The sequence below is a fragment of the Sphingorhabdus lutea genome, assembly GCF_001889025.1.
Lineage (GTDB): Bacteria > Pseudomonadota > Alphaproteobacteria > Sphingomonadales > Sphingomonadaceae > Sphingorhabdus_B > Sphingorhabdus_B lutea.
On the sequence record NZ_CP018154.1, the window covers coordinates 2,352,583 to 2,373,565 of the forward strand.

19 protein-coding genes are annotated in these 20,983 nt (G+C 47.8%); 3 read left to right on the forward strand and 16 right to left on the reverse strand.

The features are described 5' to 3' along the window. Positions 1–8: 8 nt before the first annotated feature. From LPB140_RS11235 to dinB, 3 genes are all read right to left on the reverse strand, one after another. Positions 9–1,199 carry a CaiB/BaiF CoA transferase family protein gene (locus tag LPB140_RS11235; RefSeq protein ID WP_198024118.1) on the reverse strand — a complete coding sequence of 397 codons (1,191 nt, stop codon included), beginning with the start codon at positions 1,197–1,199 and terminating at the stop codon, positions 9–11. A 172-nt stretch (positions 1,200–1,371) separates the two neighbouring features. After that, positions 1,372–2,025, reverse strand: a complete 654-nt coding sequence (locus LPB140_RS11240) for a TetR/AcrR family transcriptional regulator (RefSeq protein ID WP_072559906.1) — start codon at positions 2,023–2,025, stop codon at positions 1,372–1,374. A gap of 124 nt (positions 2,026–2,149) precedes the next feature. Further along, positions 2,150–3,238: a DNA polymerase IV gene (gene dinB, locus LPB140_RS11245; protein ID WP_072560931.1), complete on the reverse strand. Its 1,089-nt coding sequence runs from the start codon at positions 3,236–3,238 to the stop codon at positions 2,150–2,152. 83 nt (positions 3,239–3,321) lie between these two features. On the opposite strand from dinB, the gene LPB140_RS11250 reads away from it, so the two are divergent. Continuing rightward, entirely contained in the window at positions 3,322–4,587 is a 1,266-nt protein-coding gene (locus LPB140_RS11250) for a multidrug effflux MFS transporter (protein WP_083550369.1), read from the forward strand. Positions 4,588–4,607: 20 nt separating this feature from the next. On the opposite strand, the gene LPB140_RS11255 is transcribed toward LPB140_RS11250, so the two are convergent. The 7 genes from LPB140_RS11255 to LPB140_RS11285 all read right to left on the reverse strand — a co-directional run bounded on the left by LPB140_RS11255 (position 4,608) and on the right by LPB140_RS11285 (position 12,153). Further along, entirely contained in the window at positions 4,608–5,648 is a 1,041-nt protein-coding gene (locus LPB140_RS11255) for a nucleotidyltransferase domain-containing protein (protein WP_072560935.1), read from the reverse strand. Next, on the reverse strand, positions 5,641–6,522 hold the full coding sequence (locus LPB140_RS11260) for an HprK-related kinase A (protein WP_156874267.1): 882 nt from the start codon (positions 6,520–6,522) through the stop codon (positions 5,641–5,643). The genes LPB140_RS11255 and LPB140_RS11260 overlap by 8 nt, the downstream gene beginning before the upstream one ends. Then, entirely contained in the window at positions 6,512–6,787 is a 276-nt protein-coding gene (locus LPB140_RS11265) for an HPr-rel-A system PqqD family peptide chaperone (RefSeq protein ID WP_072560937.1), read from the reverse strand. Before LPB140_RS11265 ends, LPB140_RS11260 begins: the two co-directional genes overlap by 11 nt. 92 nt (positions 6,788–6,879) lie before the next feature. Continuing rightward, positions 6,880–7,971 (reverse strand): GTP cyclohydrolase II, encoded by a 1,092-nt coding sequence (gene ribA / locus LPB140_RS11270; RefSeq protein WP_072559908.1) that lies wholly within the window; start codon positions 7,969–7,971, stop codon positions 6,880–6,882. A 10-nt stretch (positions 7,972–7,981) separates the two neighbouring features. After that, positions 7,982–8,776, reverse strand: a complete 795-nt coding sequence (xth, locus tag LPB140_RS11275; RefSeq protein ID WP_072559909.1) for an exodeoxyribonuclease III — start codon at positions 8,774–8,776, stop codon at positions 7,982–7,984. Between the two features lie 266 nt (positions 8,777–9,042). Continuing rightward, positions 9,043–9,675 carry a LolA family protein gene (locus LPB140_RS11280; RefSeq protein WP_072560939.1) on the reverse strand — a complete coding sequence of 211 codons (633 nt, stop codon included), beginning with the start codon at positions 9,673–9,675 and terminating at the stop codon, positions 9,043–9,045. Positions 9,676–9,810: 135 nt separating this feature from the next. Next, positions 9,811–12,153 (reverse strand): FtsK/SpoIIIE family DNA translocase, encoded by a 2,343-nt coding sequence (locus tag LPB140_RS11285; RefSeq protein WP_072559910.1) that lies wholly within the window; start codon positions 12,151–12,153, stop codon positions 9,811–9,813. Between the two features lie 271 nt (positions 12,154–12,424). Between LPB140_RS11285 and LPB140_RS11290 the strand changes: the two genes are divergently transcribed. Beyond that, entirely contained in the window at positions 12,425–13,660 is a 1,236-nt protein-coding gene (locus LPB140_RS11290) for an FAD-dependent monooxygenase (RefSeq protein ID WP_072559911.1), read from the forward strand. A 46-nt stretch (positions 13,661–13,706) separates the two neighbouring features. Here LPB140_RS11290 and LPB140_RS11295 read toward each other — a convergent pair whose 3' ends face one another. Continuing rightward, positions 13,707–14,372, reverse strand: coding sequence for a YiaD family glycine zipper/OmpA-like lipoprotein (locus LPB140_RS11295; RefSeq protein WP_072559912.1), 666 nt, complete (start codon positions 14,370–14,372; stop codon positions 13,707–13,709). A gap of 156 nt (positions 14,373–14,528) precedes the next feature. On the opposite strand from LPB140_RS11295, the gene LPB140_RS11300 reads away from it, so the two are divergent. Beyond that, on the forward strand, positions 14,529–15,836 hold the full coding sequence (locus LPB140_RS11300; protein ID WP_072559913.1) for a hemolysin family protein: 1,308 nt from the start codon (positions 14,529–14,531) through the stop codon (positions 15,834–15,836). A gap of 216 nt (positions 15,837–16,052) precedes the next feature. On the opposite strand, the gene LPB140_RS11305 is transcribed toward LPB140_RS11300, so the two are convergent. The 5 genes from LPB140_RS11305 to aroC form a co-directional block, all read right to left on the reverse strand. Beyond that, positions 16,053–16,796, reverse strand: coding sequence for a helix-hairpin-helix domain-containing protein (locus LPB140_RS11305; RefSeq protein WP_156874204.1), 744 nt, complete (start codon positions 16,794–16,796; stop codon positions 16,053–16,055). Positions 16,797–16,924: 128 nt separating this feature from the next. After that, the gene (locus tag LPB140_RS11310; protein WP_156874205.1) at positions 16,925–17,290 is read right to left on the reverse strand and encodes a hypothetical protein; all 366 of its coding nucleotides are present in this window, start codon (positions 17,288–17,290) and stop codon (positions 16,925–16,927) included. A gap of 191 nt (positions 17,291–17,481) precedes the next feature. After that, positions 17,482–19,266, reverse strand: a complete 1,785-nt coding sequence (locus tag LPB140_RS11315) for an SLC13 family permease (RefSeq protein ID WP_156874269.1) — start codon at positions 19,264–19,266, stop codon at positions 17,482–17,484. A 5-nt stretch (positions 19,267–19,271) separates the two neighbouring features. Then, on the reverse strand, positions 19,272–19,907 hold the full coding sequence (locus LPB140_RS11320; RefSeq protein WP_072559916.1) for a hypothetical protein: 636 nt from the start codon (positions 19,905–19,907) through the stop codon (positions 19,272–19,274). Then, a complete protein-coding gene (aroC, locus tag LPB140_RS11325; protein WP_072559917.1) occupies positions 19,904–20,980 on the reverse strand; it encodes a chorismate synthase in 1,077 nt (358 codons plus the stop codon). Before aroC ends, LPB140_RS11320 begins: the two co-directional genes overlap by 4 nt. Positions 20,981–20,983 lie beyond the last annotated feature (3 nt).

Consider the following 20,983-nt stretch of genomic DNA (forward strand, 5'->3'; position numbering starts at 1 on the left):
TCCTTTATTTAATTTTTATATGCAATTTGGGTTGCAAATAATTGTTCAATTTTTGTGTCATCAAAGCCTAAATTCCGTAATATCTCTTCACTATGACGGCCATTTTGGGCAATTTCTAAATTTATTTCAGCTGCTTGACCATATAAAATGGGCGCAGATTGCGGATGCTGCCACATTTTCCCATTTGGCGCGGCACCCCCCATTTTATGCGTTTCACGCTGTGCATTGGCGGGGTGGCAAATCGACTCCTCATAATCCAAAACGGGCGTGACACATGCATCAGATGGGATAAAAATTTCTTCCCACTCATCACGTGATTTGCTGGCAAATATTTGGGCCAGCTTTTCATGCTGTGCCGGCCATTTGCTGCGGTCATTTTGCCCACCAAAATCGGCCAAATCCAAATTTAGCAACCGCGCCATTTCGGCAAAAAATTGCGGCTCAATACAGCCCACAGCCATAAATTTATTGTCATGGGTCATATAGCAACGGTAAAATGGCGCCGCCCCGTCTAGCAAATTTGCCTGCCGTTTATTGACCCATGCGCCAAGCCCCGCCATGCCGTGAATAAAGCTCATCATATGATTTACGCCGTCCACAATGGCGGCATCAACCACGCTGCCCTGGCCATTTTTTTGCGCCTTTAACAACGCCGCCAATATACCATTGACCAAAAATAACGAACCCCCACCAAAATCCCCGACAAGGTTTAATGGCGGCATGGGAGGCTGTCCATCCTGACCCATGGCGTGCAACGCGCCGGTCATGCTGATATAATTTATATCATGCCCTGCCATTTGCGCCCATGGGCCATTTTGTCCCCATCCGGTCATCCGTCCGTAAATTAACTTTGGATTCACGGCAAAACAGGCATCTGGCCCAACGCCCAATCTTTCGGTCACGCCTGGGCGCAATCCCTCGATTAAAATATCGCTGCCCGACACCAATTGCAAAACAATGTCCACCGCCTCTGGCCGGCGAAGGTCCAGCGCGATAGATTTTTTGCCGCGTCCATCAATGCCGTGGGGCATCGCCCCCTTGCCCAATGGCCGGTCAATAATAATAACGTCCGCGCCCATATCGGCCAGTAACTGCCCAGCATAAGGACCAGGACCAATGCCCGCCAATTCCACAACACGAAATCCGCAAAGCGGGCGAGAATCAACGATTTCATCATTTGGCAGCATCTCGCCCATCATTTTTACCTTACGTTATCGTTAAGTTGAAACCAGATAAAGTTAATTACGCGGTTAAACACAGTTTCCTTATATGAAATTTAACCCATTTTGCAAGCATGGGGGATAAAATTTTTCGCAGGCGCAACAGATTTAATAAACATTTTGTGGCAAATGCTATTTCTTGCAAAACGCCTTATTGAACCAGCTTCACCTGATGCAGCGGCGGCGCATTGCTGGATAATGACGGTGTATTTTCTGCCTTTAACCCCAATAAAATCGTGTTGATGACAAGCCGCAATTTATTCTCATTCAACGCCATTTGCATTTGCACCATTTTATGCGGGTCGCAATATGGCTGTATCATCATATTGATTAAAGACACCGCATCATCAATGCTTAACCCTGCAAAATATCCATGCCCGCTTGCCTCTGCGACCACCATTGCCAAATAATGATCCGCCAAATCAACATAACCGCGCACCACCTCAAAATGAACATTGCCCAGCTCACAATAGCTTACAAATAAATCGGGGTCTTGCCTGTGCTTTTCGCTCATCAACACATAACGGCGGGCAAAAAAATCATATAATTTTTGCTCAATCGGCACATCGCTATTTACCACTTCTTCCATAATGGTAATTTTATCAGCAAACCATTTTTCGGCCACCGCCTCCATCAACGCCTCTTTGCTTTCAAAAAAACGATAAATATTGGACGGCGACATTCCCGCCTGTGTGGCCAGATCATATAAAGTAATATCAACCGCGCCGCGCGCACGGATTATTTCCTCCACAATCGTCAATAATTCTTCTCTTACTGCGTCAATATCGGTTTGGGGGCGGGCCATAAATTCATCCTGATATATAATCTTAATACAGTTTTATGATAAATGATGATTTTCTTCAATCTTTATTTTACCCAATCCGTGAATAGGAAAATCGCCCCAATCAGGAAAAATGCCCCGCCAATTTTCAAAAATCAAAACTGGGCTGCGCATTTTTTGGTTCTATTTCGGACCCCATGTCATTTGTGGATAAATTTGACATGGTCAAACCCAATAAACGCACTGGTTTTTGAACGGGAAAAATTTGCCGAAGCAATATTTCACCAATATCAAATAATTCCCTTTTTTCCTTTATAAACGCGCCGGGGGTTAAGGAACGGGTGATTTGGGTGAAATCATTATATTTAATCTTTAAAATAACCGTTTTTCCAATGGCCTTGGCCTTGTCCATCCGCGCCCATACATCTTCGCCCACCTCATGCATGATCGCGGTTAAGTCGGCTGCGCTTGATTTATCCTCGCCAAAGGTGCGCTCTGCCCCCACTGATTTGCGCTTTCGTGATGGCTGCACCGGCCGATTGTCTATACCGCGCGCCGCCAAAAATAAATATTGGCCATAGCTGCCAAAATGCTGCGCCATCCAAATTTCATCATATTGCAGCAAATCCTGCCCCATTTTAATGCCCAGCCGCTGCATTTTTTCTGCCGTGCGTGGGCCAACCCCGTGGAAACGCCGTACGGGCAGGCTGGCGACAAATTCAGCCCCCTTTTCGGGCAATATCACACAAATGCCATTGGGTTTATTTTGATCACTCGCCAATTTGGCGATAAATTTATTATAACTCACCCCTGCTGATGCGGTAAGCTGGGTTTGCTTTTCAATTTCCGCGCGGATTTGCTTGGCAATTTTTACGGCAGATCCAATATTTTGTTTATCATGGGTGACATCCAAATATGCCTCATCCAATGATAAAGGCTCAATCAAATCGGTATGCTGCCTAAATATTTCGCGGATTTGCCCGCTTACCTGCCGATATGCATCAAACCGGCCCTTGGTAAAAATTAAATCGGGGCAAAGCCGCTTTGCCGTCACCGATGGCATGGCCGATTTCACACCAAATTTTCGTGCCTCATAACTGGCCGCCGCCACAACGCCGCGCGCGGACGAACCGCCAACCGCCACCGGTTTACCGCGTAAATCGGGGTTGTCGCGTTGTTCCACACTGGCAAAAAATGCGTCCATATCGACATGTATGATTTTGCGAATATCGCCCATCCTATAAATATATATGCCATTTACATGGGCTGCAAAGCCTTTATCCAATTGCAAATTGGTAAATAGCCGCCTACCCCCATAAAATGCAACATGCAGATTCAAGCCAAAACAAATCCAAAATTAAAAAACGCCCCACGCCGGTAAATATCAACCCGCGCGAATTGGTGGTGATGATGTCATCGTTGATGGCATTAAACGCGCTTGCCATTGATGCCATGCTGCCCGCATTTCCGCAAATTTCCCATGCTTTTGGATTGGTGGATAAAAATAGGGTGCAATTGTTAATCGGCGCTTATTTAATCGGTCTTGGCATTGGGTCGATATTTTATGGCCCATTGTCCGATCGATATGGGCGCAGGCCCGTTATTTTATCCACTGTGGCGGGATATAGTGTTTTTGGCGCTTTATGCAGCCTATCGTCCAGTTTCGACATGTTGCTTATTTTTCGGGTGATACAGGGCAGCTTTGGCGCGGCCATGGGCGTGTTGGTGGCCGCCGTTATCCGCGACCAATTTGAAGGGGACGCGATGGCCAAACGCATGTCGCTTATTTTCTTAATCTTTATGGTTGTGCCGGTTATTGCGCCAACATTGGGTCAGTTAATCCTGTATATTTCCGGATGGCGTTTAATATTTGACCTATTGGCTATCATGGGCGTGGGCGCGATTTTTTGGGTCTATTTTCGTCTGCCCGAAACCCTGCATCGCGAATATGCTGTGCCGATTAACCTGCCCAATATTGCCAAATCATGGGGCGAGGTTTCAATGCATCGCGGCGCTATGGGCTATATTTTGGGCAGCGGATTGGTGCAGGGCGCGTTATTTGGATATTTAAACAGCTCCCAACAAATATTTGATAAAATTTTCAACGCGGCAGATTTTTTCGCCATTGGTTTTGCCATTGTCGCCATTGGCATTGCGGCGGCCAATTTCACCAACAGCCGAATTGTGGAACGTTTTGGCGCGCGCCGCGTATCGCAAAGCGCCCTTTTCTGTTTCATTATTTTGGGATTATTACAATTATTGGCGGCATTATTGATCCCCACTTCCATGCCGATTTTCCTATTCCTGCTGACCTGTAACATGGCAATGATTGGTTTTACTGGATCAAATTTCGGGTCAATTGCAATGCAGCCATTTGCCAAAATTGCAGGCACAGCATCCTCCTATCAAAATTTTGTCAAAACCTTAATCGCCGCGATTTTGGGCGGGTTTATTGGCCAGCAATTTAACAATAGCTTAATTCCCATGTCGCTGGGATTTTTAATCACGGGATTATTGGCGCTGGCATTTATTTTATGGTCGGAAAAGGGCAAATTATTCACCCGCCCCAATGCCCCCAAAAAATAAACGTTCAAAACTATCCGCCCTTATTTCCTGCTCTTATGGCCAGAGCGCCATTTGGTCCATAAATGTTTACTCAGCATGATGGGCGGCATTCGCAGCCAATGCGAACGGATATAAAATGCAAGGCGCAGCCATTTTCGCGTCATTTGCCCATATCCATTTCGCGCCAATATTCGCCGAACCGCCATTTTATCAAAAAAGCGCATTTTGCCAAATTGACCGCCAATACCCGTCCCATATAAATGCGCCGATATCCGCGCGCACCGCGCCACCACAGCGCCCAATTGATGATGGTCCGCGCGGCTTTTTAACTGGTCAATAAATCCCGCATCTTGTTCGCAGAAGTGCTGTATCAACAAATGAAAATCCCATAAATTACGCATTCCCCCTGACAAATCACCATCCGCCATTAAATGCGCGGCGCAATGCACCACCATGTCCGTGGGGCAAAGCGCATATAAATTGCCATCATATTGCACGGCATTTTCCCAAAGGGCCGCCGCATCGGGGCGCGGCTTTGCGGTAAGGGGCAAAATAGTGTGATGCACATCAATCATCCTATCGCGGTCTGCATGGATTAAAGGGGGCAGTTCATGCATATGATTGCGATAATATGCATCATCATATTCGCTTTCCTTTACCCAATGCCACCCCGCCTTAATCAGATAAGGTTCAGCAGGACGCAGCATCTCGCGCGGCAATAAAATATCCAAATCACCAATATATCGGCCGGAAACGGGCGGCAAATCGCCAATGGCATAGGCCGCGCCCTTTAACAAAACCATCTTTTTCGTTAAGGGTGCAAGCGCCAATGCAGCGCATCGCGCCTCCCATTTTGAAATGCGCTTTTCCTGTGTGGTGGTGATAATGGCATCATCCAAAATTGCGCGGACGGACGGCGGCACGTCAATTTTTTGCAATTGGTGCGCCAATGATCCGATTAACAATTCGGCCCGTGCTATGGTCAATAAATTGGTCCATTTTTCATGGTCAAATGTAGCAGCCATGCCCGGATTACGCAGACTATCGGCAAGGATTTGGGCGTTATTTATAGGTTTAACCATCAGCCACATCCTGCCATAATTGCTCCACCATTTTCATGCCCGTTTCGCCATCGGGATAATCAATGGCAAAGGCGGGAACATCATTGACCAACATGCTTAACCTATCAAATCCCGCCTCCCCCAATGTGACAAAATTGGTTGAAGCCTGCGTCAATCGCATAAATGTTTCTGCGCGTTCCATGGGGCGAATTTCCGGCGCATTGCCGAAACTGGGAAATAAAATTAAGGCGGGAATGGCAGGCTCATCCATTCGGGAAATCGCATCAATGGGCGGCATTAAATGGCAAATATCCCCCTTTGGCGTATCCTTCATTAACGGGCCAAATTTGCCGTTAGGGGCGGCCATTTGTAATTGTGCAATCGCCTGATTTTTTAAGCTGATAAGACGCGGAAAGGCGACATTTTCATGGCTATCCAATGACATTAGGGTGAATTCATCACCCATAAATCGCCATTTTGCCCCATGTCCCAATAAAGCCGCCATGGTCGATTTTCCCGAACCAGACTCCCCCGTCATGATGATGGAACGCCCGCCCATTTCCACCGCGCTTGCATGTAAAATAAGCTGCCGCCGCCAACCAAGCGCCATTTGCAAATTCATGCCCATTTCGGCGGCCAATAAAGCCTGATTTATCGGCAATGGCGCAGCATCGGGCAGCATGAAATCCGCCTCTATCCTAACCGAAGGGCGGATATATTTACGCATCCATGAAACAGGCTCTAACCGCACAGTAAAGTCAGGAAAAGCAAAATCGGGCAATTGTGCCATTGGATAGGGTGAATATAGCACCCTTAATTCATCAATAGGGGCTTTCCATGCGGATAATAAACGAAAGGATGCCGGCCCAATGCGCAGGCGAAGTTCAAACATTATCCGCCCTTTCAATTAAACCAAGCGCGTATAATTCGTCCATTTGCTGTGTGATTAAAATGCGTAAATCATCATCATTATCCACATCAAATATCGCGCTTAATTGGTCAAAAATCGCCTTTTCATCGCATGGCGAACCATCCAAAATATCCAATATTTCCGGCACGGGCGATGCCACTAAATGGCTTTGCCCAGATGCAAAATGGTAAATTGCACTCATTTCCCCCATGGGCGCAATTTTATATCCCTTGGCATAGGGGACGTTCATTTTTCCTGATAATTGGCAAATTTGCCAGCATCTTGTTTGCTGTGCCAGCGTCGGTGCAGGTGTCGGCGGATGTATGTCATCCTCGCCCGCCATTATAAAATATGTTCCGTGCGGTCGCGTTTGGTATTTAAATAATCAATATTAAACGGGTTCTCGCCCACTTTTATCGCCAAACGTTCCACCACTTTTATCCCCTCAGCCTGTAATCCAGCGACCTTTTTGGGATTATTGGTCAACAACCTTATCTCCTGCGCCCCCAATAATTTTAACATCCGCGCCGCGACCGAAAAATCGCGCGCATCCACGGCAAATCCAAGGCGCAAATTGGCGTCCACCGTGTCGAATCCCTGATCCTGGAGAGCATAAGCGCGCAATTTATTGACCAGCCCAATGCCGCGCCCTTCCTGCCTTAAATATAGCAAAATGCCCCAATCGCCATGCGCCATTTGATGCATGGCATTGTGCAATTGCGGGCCGCAATCACATTTCAAACTGCCCAAAACATCGCCTGTTAAACATTCGCTATGCAATCTAACAATCGGCGCTTTGCCATTGGGTTTGCCGATTAACAAGGCAATATGCTCTGCGCCGTTGCTTTGTGCGCGAAAGGCGACAATTTGCGCATCCTCACTGGCCGAAACGGGCAATTTGGCCCGCACCGCAATGTTCAAATGTTCCGATTGACTATAATCGGCAAAATCATCTGCCATCATTTGTGCCAATGGTGTGACATCATCATTTAATTGCAGAAATGCGGGCAGCAATCCCGCCTCCCGCGCAAGGTTAAGGGCAATATGCGCCAATATGGGATGCGCGCCCTCCACCACCTTAAACGGGCCTTTCATCGGGTGGCGCAAATCCAATGTCGGATCGGCAATCGCCATCGCCAATGATGCGTTAAAATCAGCGGGCCGTTTAATATGCACCGCTGCGCCAATTTTATCCGATGCGTGAACCGCCGCCTGATTGCCCAATTTTAACGTTGCGGCACGTTGGTCAGAAATCATAATCGACAAAATGCTATCATCGGCCACCGTGCCATCTGCAAATCGTTCCACCGCAATCAGGCAAATCTGTCCTTCTTTTTCACCAATAGAGATAGGCCACCCACGGCGCAGCGCGTCAATACAGCGCGCGACATTCACCGCCCCTGTTTGCCCATTACCGCTTTGCCCTTGGTTCATTTGAACAACCCTATAGCGAAAATGTGGTGACAATGGGCACATGGTCAGACGGTTTGGCCCATCCACGGCATGTTACATGCACCTGATGACTAGCCGCTTTTTCTAATAAATTGGGCGTTACCCACATATGATCCAATCGGCGGCCACGGTTGGATGCGGCATAATCACGCGCACGGTAACTCCACCATGTGTATAATTTTTCCTCCGCCGGGGTAAAATGCCGCGCCAAATCCACCCAATTTCCTGTGCCTTGTAATTTATTTAATAAATCAATTTCAATTTGTGTATGACTGACCACATTGGCAAGTTGTTTGTGGCTCCACACATCATGCTCCAATGGGGCGATGTTGAAATCCCCAGTCAAAATAGTGGGGGTTTCCACATCCTGTGACCATGCAATCATTTGATTGATGAAATTTAATTTTTGCCCAAATTTTGGATTTTCCTCCGCATCGGGAATATCACCGCCCGCCGGAACATATACATTTTCAACGCGCATTCCATTGGCCAAGGATGCGCCAACATGCCGCGCCTCCCCATTTTGTTGCCAATCATGGCGCCGTATATCGCGCAGCGGCAGCTTGCTTAAAATGGCAACGCCATGGTGCATAGGTTGGCCGTGCAATGCCTGATGATTATATCCCAACATGCGAAATGGCGCAGATGGGAAAAGATCGTCCACCACCTTGGTTTCTTGAAGGCATAAAATATCGGGTTGATATTCGATAAGGAATTTTTCAACCAATTCAATTCGGGCGCGAATTGAGTTAATATTCCAAGATGCGATTTGTATTTTTTGTGTCATAAAAACTGCTTAGGGACATGGCAGCATTTCGGCAATATGCAAAAAATTAAACCCTCATCCCGGGGGCATTTGGGATGAGGGTCAATTTTCGCGTTCGTCACGCTATTATCCGGTCCTTTGGGAGATGGGTAACAGGGGGAAACCCATATGAAATCAAACCGGATAATGTTTACATTTATACTCTTTCTTCCTGACGCTAGGATGAACAATAAATTTTCTTCACTCATTTCATCTATGTCAGAACTCGCCTAATCGCTTGGTTTATATTATCTGCGTTTTTTCGGGCGAGGGTCGGTCCAGCGAAATGACGAATCAGAAATTGCCGTGTTAAATTTTACATTCTTCAACCGAATCGTGGTGCGGTTATTTTGCGAATCAAGCGCGACCCAGCTATCCAAAGTCAAACCACCCGGTGCGCCCGCCTTGCGCAGGAATATCATGGTAATCATGCCAAATTCAGGGCGTTTGGGGTCTTTCACCTGCACGCTCACCACATTGGGGTTGCTGGTCGGTTGTAATTTGCCATATTTGGACAAATCTTGATTAGGGTCTAAAAGCGCGGAAAGCGGGCTGTTTTTAATCGGCCAGCGCTGCACCTGATTCACCTCATAATCAATCATGTTAAGCGATGAACCATCGGCAACAATCAATAATGGCACGCCCTTTTGATATTCAAATCGAATTTTACCGGGGCGTTTTAACAATAATGTGCCCGATAATGACTGTCCGCGACGATCGGTTTGGGTAAAGCTCGCGCTCATCGTGCCCACCGATTTTAAATGGGTGGAAATTTCGCCCAATGTCGCATTATTTTGCTGCGCCTCAATTGATTGCGGCGCCGTCATGGTGGCGGCAAAGCTGATCCCCAAAATGGCGATATATTTTGGCAAATTGGTCATATTCATCATTTTCACTCCATTGGGACAGGCCCAAATATCCTAACTAATTAACTTTACAATATTTTTATATTGATGCTGGCTTTAACATGGGCTGAACCCATGATTTTTCTGGCATTCATCTATATTGCCCGTATTTTATAAAGCTTGGCCATTTTGATCGCGCAGCACCTCTCTACGCCCAATATGGTTGGGCGCAGAAACAATGCCGTCCTCCTCCATCCGATCGATTAACCGTGCCGCGCTATTATATCCAATACGCATTTGGCGTTGCACCCAACTGGTCGATGCTTTTTGACTTTCCAAGACAATCTGACATGCCTGTGCATATTGTTCATCCTCTGGATTGCTGGGCGAAATACCATCCAATGCATAACTACCCTCGGCTGGTTCTTCGGTAACGGCTTGAATATATTCCGGTTGCCCCTGTCCGCGCCAATGGTCGGCCACGGCGCGCACCTCATCATCGGAAACAAATGGGCCATGTATGCGGGTTAACCCCTTGCCGCCCGCCATATATAACATATCACCCTTGCCCAATAATTGTTCCGCGCCTTGGTCACCCAATATGGTGCGGCTGTCGATTTTGGATGTCACATGGAAACTAATCCGCGTGGGCAAATTCGCCTTAATCACACCGGTAATAACGTCCACCGATGGCCTTTGCGTCGCCATGATAAGGTGGATACCCGCCGCCCGCGCCTTTTGCGCCAATCGTTGGATTAAAAATTCAACCTCTTTACCCGCCGTCATCATTAAATCGGCAAGTTCATCCACAATCACCACAATTTGCGGCATGACGCTATATTCCAGACTTTCTTCCTCATATTGTGGTTGGCCCGTTGCGGGGTCATATCCCACCTGAACACGGCGGCCCAGCGGGGCGCCCTTTGCCTTTGCCGCACGCACTTTTTCGTTAAAATTGGCCAAATTGCGGACCGAAAGACCAGACATCATACGATATCTTTCCTCCATTTGCTCCACCGCCCATTTTAATGCGCGCACCGCCTTTGCCGGTTCGGTCACCACGGGGGAAAGCAAATGGGGAATATTATCATAAATGCTTAATTCCAACATTTTCGGGTCAATCATGATCATGCGGCATTCATCGGGATTTAACCGATAAAGCAGTGATAAAATCATGGTATTTAACCCCACCGATTTACCCGAGCCTGTCGTACCGGCAATTAACAAATGCGGCATGGGGGCCAAATCGGCAATCACCGGATCACCAGAAATATTTTTACCCAAAATAATCGGCAATTGGCCATTTTGTTGGGCAAAGGCATCTGATCCAATCATTTCATGCAGGCCAACCATCTCGCGATCTGCATTGGGCAGCTCAATCCCCATCACCGTGCGGCCCGCAATGGTGGACACACGCGCCGACAATGCGGACATGTTCCGCGCAATATCCTCCGCCAATTGGATGACACGGCTGGCCTTTATTCCGGGTGCAGGCTCCAGCTCATACATGGTGACAACAGGGCCGGGGCGCACCGCCTTTATCTGTCCCTTGACACTAAAATCATCCAAAACGGATTCCAACAAACGCGCATTGCGTTCCAGCGCCGCCTTGTCCAATTTTTTGGTGTTGGATGGCGCAGTCGGCTCTAATAAATCAACCGAGGGCAAGGTGTAATTGCCAAAAAAATCGCCCTGCCTTGCGCCAGTGGAAAATGCCGCCTGCTGCGTTGGCAATGCACGGTCACTAATTTCCGGCGGCGGGCGATCATCCTTGACCACCTTGGCTCGCGGGGCAGACTTTGCCGCCGCTTTACTTGGCTCTACTATATCAATTTTATCCCCATTTCCTTTTGCATCCCCATTTTTTAACGATGGCAATTTGGGCATATTTATATTGGGCATGGTTGGAATAGACGGCATGGAAATGGATTGCCATAATGGTTTATCAAGCCGCAGCGCCCGAACGCCAAGCGTCAATCCGCCCAATAATCCTGCGGCAATGGCAATGAAACGCACAATATTTTGCGCGCCCGCACCAACATAGGTTAATAAAGCTGCCCCTGCCTTTGCGCTTAACAATCCGGCAATGCCGCCCCATCCGGCGGGCAAGGCGACATCGCTGCCCTGTTGCCACCAACTAAGCCCAAAACCAATGAATAATAGGGCAAGGATAAGGATAAGAAGCTGCCCCTTCCATGCCTGTTGCGGGATATTGCGCCATAATCGATTGGCAAAAATCAGCAAAAGCGGAATGAATAATATGGACGGCAAACCAAAAATAAATAAGGCCGCGTCGGATAAATATGCGCCAAATTGCCCCATCCAATTTGATGTTGCACCTGCCGCTGCGCTGTTAAATGCGCTGTCCCCGCTATCATAGCTTAAAATAGATAGCGCAAATATGATGGCAAATATGGCAAGCATGGCCGCGCCAATTAACGCGCTGCTGCGCAAAATGCTTTGGCGTAAAATTTCCTGCCAATCGTCGCTATTTGGTCTATTTGACGTTGCCATAATTGGCTGTGGTGCCCCCTATTTACAAAAATACGTCCATATATCGTGCATATATATGCGCCTATGGCACCATAATATAACCGATAAATATCGTTAACGCACCCTCTTTGCGCGTGATGGACAAAGCGTCAAGTGGCCATATGACAGATGGTGTTTTTTGTACTGCAAAACTCTTTCTCCAAAATTGCGCCATTACCCTTGCGAAATATGCCAATAAACGCCATTTAATATATAAATTATTTTCTGTTCCTAAAAATAAGGCGCGATTAAAGTGACCCAAATTTCATCAAATCATAAAGATGTTATCATCATTGGCGGCGGCTTAATCGGCCTGACAATGGCGCAATCATTGGCCAGTCACGGGTTAAGCGCCCATGTGGTCGACCGCGCCGATCCCCATGCGATGATGGTAAAGGGGTTTGACGGGCGCACCACCGCCATATCAAGCAGCACCATGGCGATGTTTGACGCCATCGGCCTTGGCGAAAAATTGGACGGCAAAGGATGCCCGATTAACCAAATTTGGGTCAGTGATGGGTTAAAAAAGGGGGCGTTAGATTTTATTCCAGAAGCCAAGGACGGATTTTTGGGTAAAATGTTTGAAAACCGAATATTGCGCCAAAAATTATATGAAATGGTCAGCGCGTCGGACCTTATCACCCTGCACATGCCGCGCAATATTATTTCCCAATCGCGCGATGACCACCGCGCCACCCTCACATTGGATAATGGCGATATTTTAACCGCCTCCTTGTTAATTGTGGCGGAGGGACGGCAAAGCAAAACCCGCGATGATGCGGGGTTAAAACGCGCCCATTGGCAATATAATCATATCGCCATGGTCGGCGCAATTTGCCATGAAAAACCGCATCAAAATATCGCATATGAAATTTTTTATCCCGCCGGACCATTTGCCATTTTACCCATGTTGGACAATGAAAAGGGCCAGCATCGCAGCGCCATAGTCTGGTCAGTGGATGAAAAGGACGCGCCCGCATATTTAAAAATGGGGCCGCGCGGCTATGCCGCCGAACTGGAAACACAAATGGGCGGCATTTTGGGTAAAATTGACTTAGCCGCCGATTTTGCCAGCTATCCGCTTTCTTTTCATAATTGCATCGACATTACCGCCAATCGATTGGCGCTTGTCGGGGACAGCGCCCACGGAATGCACCCCATTGCGGGCCAAGGGTTGAATTTGGGAATGCGCGATGTTGCCGCCTTAACAGAAATTCTGGTCGAAGCGTCGCGTTTGGGGCTAGAGGCTGGCGATGCACAAAATTTGGCGCGTTATCAAAAATGGCGCTCCATCGACACTTTGTCGGTTTCGGTTGCCACCGATATTTTGAACCGTTTATTCTCCGTATCGGGCAAAACCGCTTCTGCCATTCGCCGTTTTGGCCTGTCCATGGTGCAAAGAACAAAGCCGTTAAAGTCATTTTTCATGTCGGAAGCACGCGGCGAAAGCGGCGCTTTACCCATATTATTAAGGGGTGAGCGCATTTAACGCCCACCCCCATTTTTATCATTATTTTAGTTTATTTTAGTTTATTTTACTGTGTAATCGGCACAAGGCGCAATTCAACACGGCGGTTGGCCGCGCGGCCTTCCTCTGTGCTATTGCTGGCCTTTGGTTGGCTTTCGCCATAACCAATGGTGGCCAAACGTGCGCTGTTTACGCCGCGCCCTGACATGAACGCCGCCACCGATTGGGCCCGCCGTTCGGACAATCCCTGATTATAGCTGTCCGAACCTGTTGAATCGGTATGGCCCATCACGTCAACATAGGTGCTTTCATATTGGGCAAGTGTCGCCGAAACATTGGCCAAAGTTGTTTGGAATGCAGGCTCAATGGTGGAGCTATTTACCGCAAAGGTCACCTCTGATGGCATATCAAGGATTAAATTATCCCCATCGCGTACCACATTAACGCCCGTTCCGGCGGTTTGTTCGCGCAATTTCTTTTCCTGTTGGTCCATATAATAACCAACGCCCGCACCCGCGACCGCGCCAATGCCCGCGCCGACAATTTTTTCGGTCCGGTCTTTCTTGCCGCCGATTAAATCGCCCAGCAAATATCCGCCAACCGCACCGGCTACGCCGCCAATTGCTGCTTTTGAAATTGTTTTTTTGCCCGTCACCTCATCTGTGACACAGCCGGTAAGCAACATTGCGCCCGCCGCAACCCCCAAATATACAGATGTAATTGAACTTTTCATAACAATCTCCTTTTCATTATTTGTTACGTAAATCATAAATATATAGATGAATATTAACCTTAGATGAGGAGAAATATCAAATTTTGTAAGTTATATTATTTGCAACATCGCATAAATTCGCTAATCAGCAAATATATTTATGATTTTTAAGAGACAATGATCTTATCACCTTTTCCTTGGCTTGATGCCGCCATTATTTTCGGTTTAACCTTGTTAAATGGTATTTTTGCCATGTCAGAATTGGCCATTGTATCCGCCCGCACATCCAAATTACAGGCCATGGCCGATAATGGCAGCAGGGGTGCGCGCCGCGCCATTAAATTGGCCAGCGATCCGGGCAAATTTCTTTCCACTGTGCAAATTGGCATTACCTTAATCGCCATTTTAACCGGGGCATATTCGGGCGCCAGTCTGGGCGGGCCAGTGGGCGACAGGCTGCATTATTTGGGGATAGAGCAAGGATTGGCCCAAACCGCCGGTTTTGCGGTGGTTATTGGCATTTCAACCTATTTATCCGTGGTGGTGGGGGAATTAGTGCCAAAGCAATTTGCCCTGCGCGCCGCCGAACCCATTGCCGCGATTATGGCGCCTTTTATGTATTTTCTGGCCCGTGTCGCCGCGCCCATAGTGTGGATTTTGGACCAAAGCAGCGCGATAATTTTCAAAATATTGCGCCTGAACCGTGGGACAAAAGAAACCTTATCGGCGGAGGAATTGCGCATTGTTTTTGCCGAGGCGACAAATGCCGGCATTATCGAAGAACATGAGCAAAAGGTGATTGCCGGCGTGGTGCGCCTTGCCGATCGTCCGGTTCGCGAAGTCATGACCCCGCGCACCGAAATTGATTGGATTTCCGCCAATGCCGATGCCGAAACAATCGCGCAGCGTCTGGTCGGGTCAATGCATACCCGCCTGCCTGTGGCGGAAGATGGCAATGTTGATAATATTGTCGGCGTGGTTCAGGCGCGTGACATTATGACCGCTTTGTTAAAAGGCGAAGTGGCAAATGTGCAAAATTTAATGCGCCATGCGCAAATTGTGCCCGACCAAATGGACGCGATGGACGCGTTGGAAATTTTGCGCTCTGCTGATGTGCCCATGTTGTTGGTGCATGACGAATATGGCCATTTTGAAGGGATTGTGACGCCCAATGACCTGTTATCAGCCATAGCGGGTGAATTTGCATCTGATCAGGAACAGGGCAGCGCCCCAAATGTCGTTACCCTTGCCGATGGTTCGGTCCTGCTTTCCGGCGCGATGAATGCAGACCAAATGGCCGAATATTTGGAAATCACCCTGTCCGAAGACCGCGATTATGCCACGGTTGCAGGCCATGTTTTAAATATTATGCGCCGCATGCCGCAAGAGGGTGACAGCTTTGTTGATCAGGGCTGGCAATTTGAAATTGTCGATATGGATGGCCGAAAAATTGATAAATTGCGCCTGACGAAAATTGAGCGCTAAATGAAGCGTCATATAATGCTTCATATAATTTGAGGCAGATTATTGGCTGACAGGAACGCCATATTCCTGCGATGTTCCAATTCCTGCTATGTCCCAATTCCTAGGGTGGCATTACACCCTATTGATATTTATAAAATGCCCAGCAATGAAAAAACAAAGGCGCATATGCCGTTAAACATATGCGCCCATGATAATATCTGCTGATAATATCTGCGCTTATTTTTTCTTTATTTCGCTGCCCAATGATCCATATTTTTTCTCAAAGGCCTTTACATCGCCCTTGGCCAATAATTTGGCCTGATCAACCCAATTATCGCGCCTTATCCGGCCCGAGAAATTGCCCAATTTTGCGTCAACTTCATCAATATCGGCGTTGCTCCATGCCGCCACTTGGGTAAAACCGGTAACGCCCATATCTTTTAACAAAGCCTGTAATTTCGGGCCAACCCCTTTTAATAATTCCAAATTATCAGGAATATCATATTCCACCTCTTTTTTGGCTGCTGGCTTTGCTGCTGGTTTAGCGGCAGCAATTTCTGCGGACTTTTCAGCTGTCTTATCCGTTTTTGCTGCTGGTTTTTTTGCGGTCTTTACTGCTGCTGGCTTCGCCTTTGCTTCATCAGTTTTTGCGCTTATTTTCTTGGAGCTTGCCTTTTTAGGGGCAGTTTCCTTTGCGGCAATTTTCTTTTCGGCTGTTATTTCTGTTTCTTTGACAGGTTTAACGGGCTGTGCCGCTGCATCGGTTGGCGCAGCATTCATAAATGGTTGCGCGGCAGGTATATCTTGGTCAATTGCCTCTATGGGCGGGGTGACTTCAGCGGCCTGTGTTTCGGCAAAAACCTCGCCCTCATCATATATAGCTGTGTTTTTTTTGCCGCCCCATATCCACCATGCAATGGCAAGACCAATTAAAAATGCGACCACCAATATAGGCCAATTTGCTATCATCAATTCCAACATTCCCAAATCCCTATTCCCAAAAAATAATATATTATGCGCCGCCATCTTTCCATAACAGCATCCCGATAATCACCCCAAGGGCAAAGCAGCACATGGTTAAAAGCAATGTTTCCATTAAAATTGGCATATTATTTCCCCTGCTCGCTTAAATTATCTTCCCTTTTGGAACTTGCCACATCTTCTTCATCGCTTGTTGTTTTAACGGGCATATTTTGCCAATTTACCTGTCCGATGCCCTCGATGGACTCGGCGATTTTTATCGCGTCGGCGCGCTGTGGATTATCCTGTGCGCCCAATAATGTCACCGATCTTTTTAACGATGGGTGGCGCTCACCCTTTATTTTAATATCCTTAATTTCTGCGGTCACAAATGCGGTTGCTATATCCTGTTCCAGCCGCCCGACAAATCGTTCGCCCGTTCCCAAAAAATGCATTATCGTCCCTAATAATAAGGCGGTGGCCGCCCCAATAATTATTTTTGTGCTATTATCCATGACCGCTCCCATTTTCTTATCTGCTATATAATAGCTGACAGCGCATCCTTGTCCAGTGCCCCAATATTTGCGGCACATTTTGGCACAAATATTTACAACATGACGACTTGGTTAAAATATCACGCCATATAAATATCACGACATATAAATATCACGCCATATAAATATCACGCCATATAAATATTGCGGCCTTACAAAAATGCCAATGCCGAACAGGTAGCAAGCCCAACCCCGAAAGTAACCGGAATACCCGCCTTGAAAAAATCGGTGAATTTATAATTGCCCGCCGCATATACCAATGTGTTGGTTTGATATCCAATGGGGGTGGCAAAGCTTGCCGATGCGGCAAACATCACCGCAATAACCAATGGCTTGGGATCAACCCCCAAATCCGCCGCCAAAGAAATAACCACCGGCGTTAAAATGACCGCCACGGCATTATTGGTGATAATTTCAGTCATCAACACCGCGATAATATAAACCACAAAAATCAATATATAGGGAGGAACTTGGTTCAAAAATGGCACCAACATCGACACCACAAGGTCCACCGATCCCGCCTGTTCAAGGCCGACACCCACGGCAAGCATGGCAAAAATAAGGACCAAAACATTGCCGTCAATGGAGCTCCACGCCTCCTCCGCATCAATACAGCGCGCAATTAAAATTGCGCCAACGGCAATGACAACCGCCACCTCAATCGGCAATAAATTAAGCGCAGAAACCAACACAACCAAAGCCAATGCGCCAATGGCAATCGGCGCTTTATCCCGCCGAAATGCGCGCGCATTTGTCGTGCCCACCCCATATAAATTGGGGTTTTGATACATTTTGCGTATATCCGCCTTTGACCCTGTAACAACCAAACGGTCGGCGGCATGAATTCGCGCATTGGGCAGGTCCGAACGCGGCAAATTGCGATACCGCGTCAACCCCAAAATCCGAACATTTAAATTGGTCAAAAATGGAATATTTATCAATCGTTCGCCAATGGACGGATGGGTCGGCGAAATGGTTGCCTCCACAATTGTTTCCCCCAATGGGCCGGCATCCCCTTTACGAATAACGCCAATTTTATAATCGGTCGATTTGCGCAGGGACATTAATTCGGTAATATCCACCTGCACCACAATACGGTCGCTGGGCTGTAACAAAAATTGTGATAATTTATGCCGAATAAATTGCCCCTTGCGCTTTACCGCCATAATTTTAATGCCAGGCCGCTTGGCAATTGCCACATCGCCTAAATATTCGCCCTTTACCTCTGCGGCATTGCGCACGGTCAGCTCCGTTAAAAATGTCGCGCCTTCATCATCCAAAAATTCATTTTCGCCATGCGGATCATTTGGCAATAAAAATTGCGAAAAAATCACCATCATGCCCGTTCCGGCTAGGGCGGCAATTAACCCATAGGGGGTAATTTCAAAAATGCCAAAACCAGCCATGCCGCTTTCCTGTGCCACCGAATTCACAATTAAATTGGTCGATGTACCGATTAAGGTGGTGGTGCCGCCCAATATGCAAATAAAACTTAACGGGATAAGCAATTTTTTGGGCGAAATGCCCGTTGCGCGCGCCAACCGCATGATGATGGGAATCATCACCACCACCACGGGCGTGTTATTCATAAAGGCAGAGGCGATAAATGTGCCGATAAACATTTCAACCACGGCAAGGCGAGGATGTTTTTTGGCCCGCCTGATGATGAACCCCGCCACCGCATCCAAAGTGCCCGCGCGTAATAATGCGCCCGACAACATGAACATGGCGGCAATGGTAATTGGCGCGCTGTTCGAAAAAACGGAAAAAAAACTGTCTTTATCAATAATGCCAAGGGTTAAAAAAGTGCACGCCCCCAAAATAGCCACCACCGCGGCGGGAAAACGTTCAAGCACAAATCCAGCAAACATTAACGCCAAAATGACAAGGCCGATGACAGCTTGATATTCAGCAATAATGGCGCGGATTAAATCAATCATATTTATGCACATCCCTCAATATAGCCAACAGCCTCGCTTGCGCCAAAACGATATCCCGTTACTTTTCCTTCATATATTTCGAAAATGGCGCGATATGTTTTGCCCATGGATGTCAGCGTTAAATATGCGTCCTGCGACATATCATCCCCGCCATAGGGATGCAGGCTTTGTTCCAATTCATCACCATAAATCGCCTTCATCTGGGCAATGGTCATGCCAATTTCGCCGCCCTTATAAACCGGCCAACCACCTTGATGATTTTCAATACGCGCCAATTTCCCATCGACAATCATGAAATTAAGATAGGGATAATCAATCTCATTACTAATATGATGACATGCGGCATATTCCTCATCACTTTGCCATTTTTCATGTGCATAGGGATCGGCGAAGCCCATTTTTAACATCGCCTCCTGCGCCATGCCAATGCGGATTTGGCCAACGCCAACAAAGCCAATGGTCGGGCGGTTTTTATCCACAGCAAATATTTGACTTTCCGCCTCCTGCGCCGCGTCTGAATTGACCTCTTGGCCCGCATCATATTGCTGTTTTGCCATAATGGGCGATGCCGCCGCACCAATTATGCCGCATAATAAAATGCCGCAATATATGGATGCAGAAAGGCCAAATTTATTCATCCGCATTGCGCCCGATGTAATAATTTTTGATCGGCCAAAACCAACGCCATCATCGCCTCCACCACCGGTGCGCCGCGAATTCCGACACAGGGGTCATGCCGCCCTTTGGTAATGATATTTGCCGCCTCGCCATTTTGATTGATAGTTTCAACGGGGTTTAATATTGACGATGTTGGTTTAAACGCCACACGGCAAATAACCGGTTGTCCGGTGGAGATACCGCCCGCAATACCGCCCGCATTATTGGCCAAAAATTCTGGTTTTCCTGGTCCGTCGGCGCCGGGCCGCATGGGATCGGCATTGGTTTCGCCGGTTAATCGCGCCGCATCAAAGCCTGCGCCAATTTCAATGCCCTTTACCGCGTTAATGCTCATCATCGCGGCGGCAAGTTCGCTGTCTAATTTTGCATAAATGGGTGCGCCCCACCCCGCCGGAACGCCGCTGGCCACACATTCCACCACCGCGCCAAGCGATGATCCAGATTTGCGCGCATCATCGACCAAATTGGCCCATCGTGCCGCCGCATCCCTGTCGGGGCAAAAAAACGGGTTTTGGTCAATATAATCAGCATCAAAATTTTCATGATTTATTTTATCACCGCCAATTTCGGTGACATAGGCCATGATTTTCACCTCTGATATCACCGCCCGTGCTATTGCCCCTGCGGCAACCCGCGCCGCCGTTTCACGGGCCGAGCTGCGTCCGCCTCCACGATAATCACGAAACCCATATTTCGCATCATAGCTATAATCAGCATGTCCGGGCCGATATGCCTTGGCCACATCGCCATAATCCTTGCTTCGTTGATCGACATTTTCAATCATCAATGAAATGGGCGTTCCTGTGGTGCGTCCTTCAAACACACCCGATAAAATCCGCACCATATCCGGCTCTTGCCTTTGGGTGGTATATTTGCTGGTCCCTGGGCGGCGTTTGTCAAGAAAGGGTTGAATGTTCGCCTCGCTTAACATCAATCCGGGGGGGCAACCATCAACCACCGCGCCCAGCGCAGGTCCATGGCTTTCTCCCCAAGTGGTGAATCGAAAAACGCGGCCAAAGCTGTTAAAACTCATTAT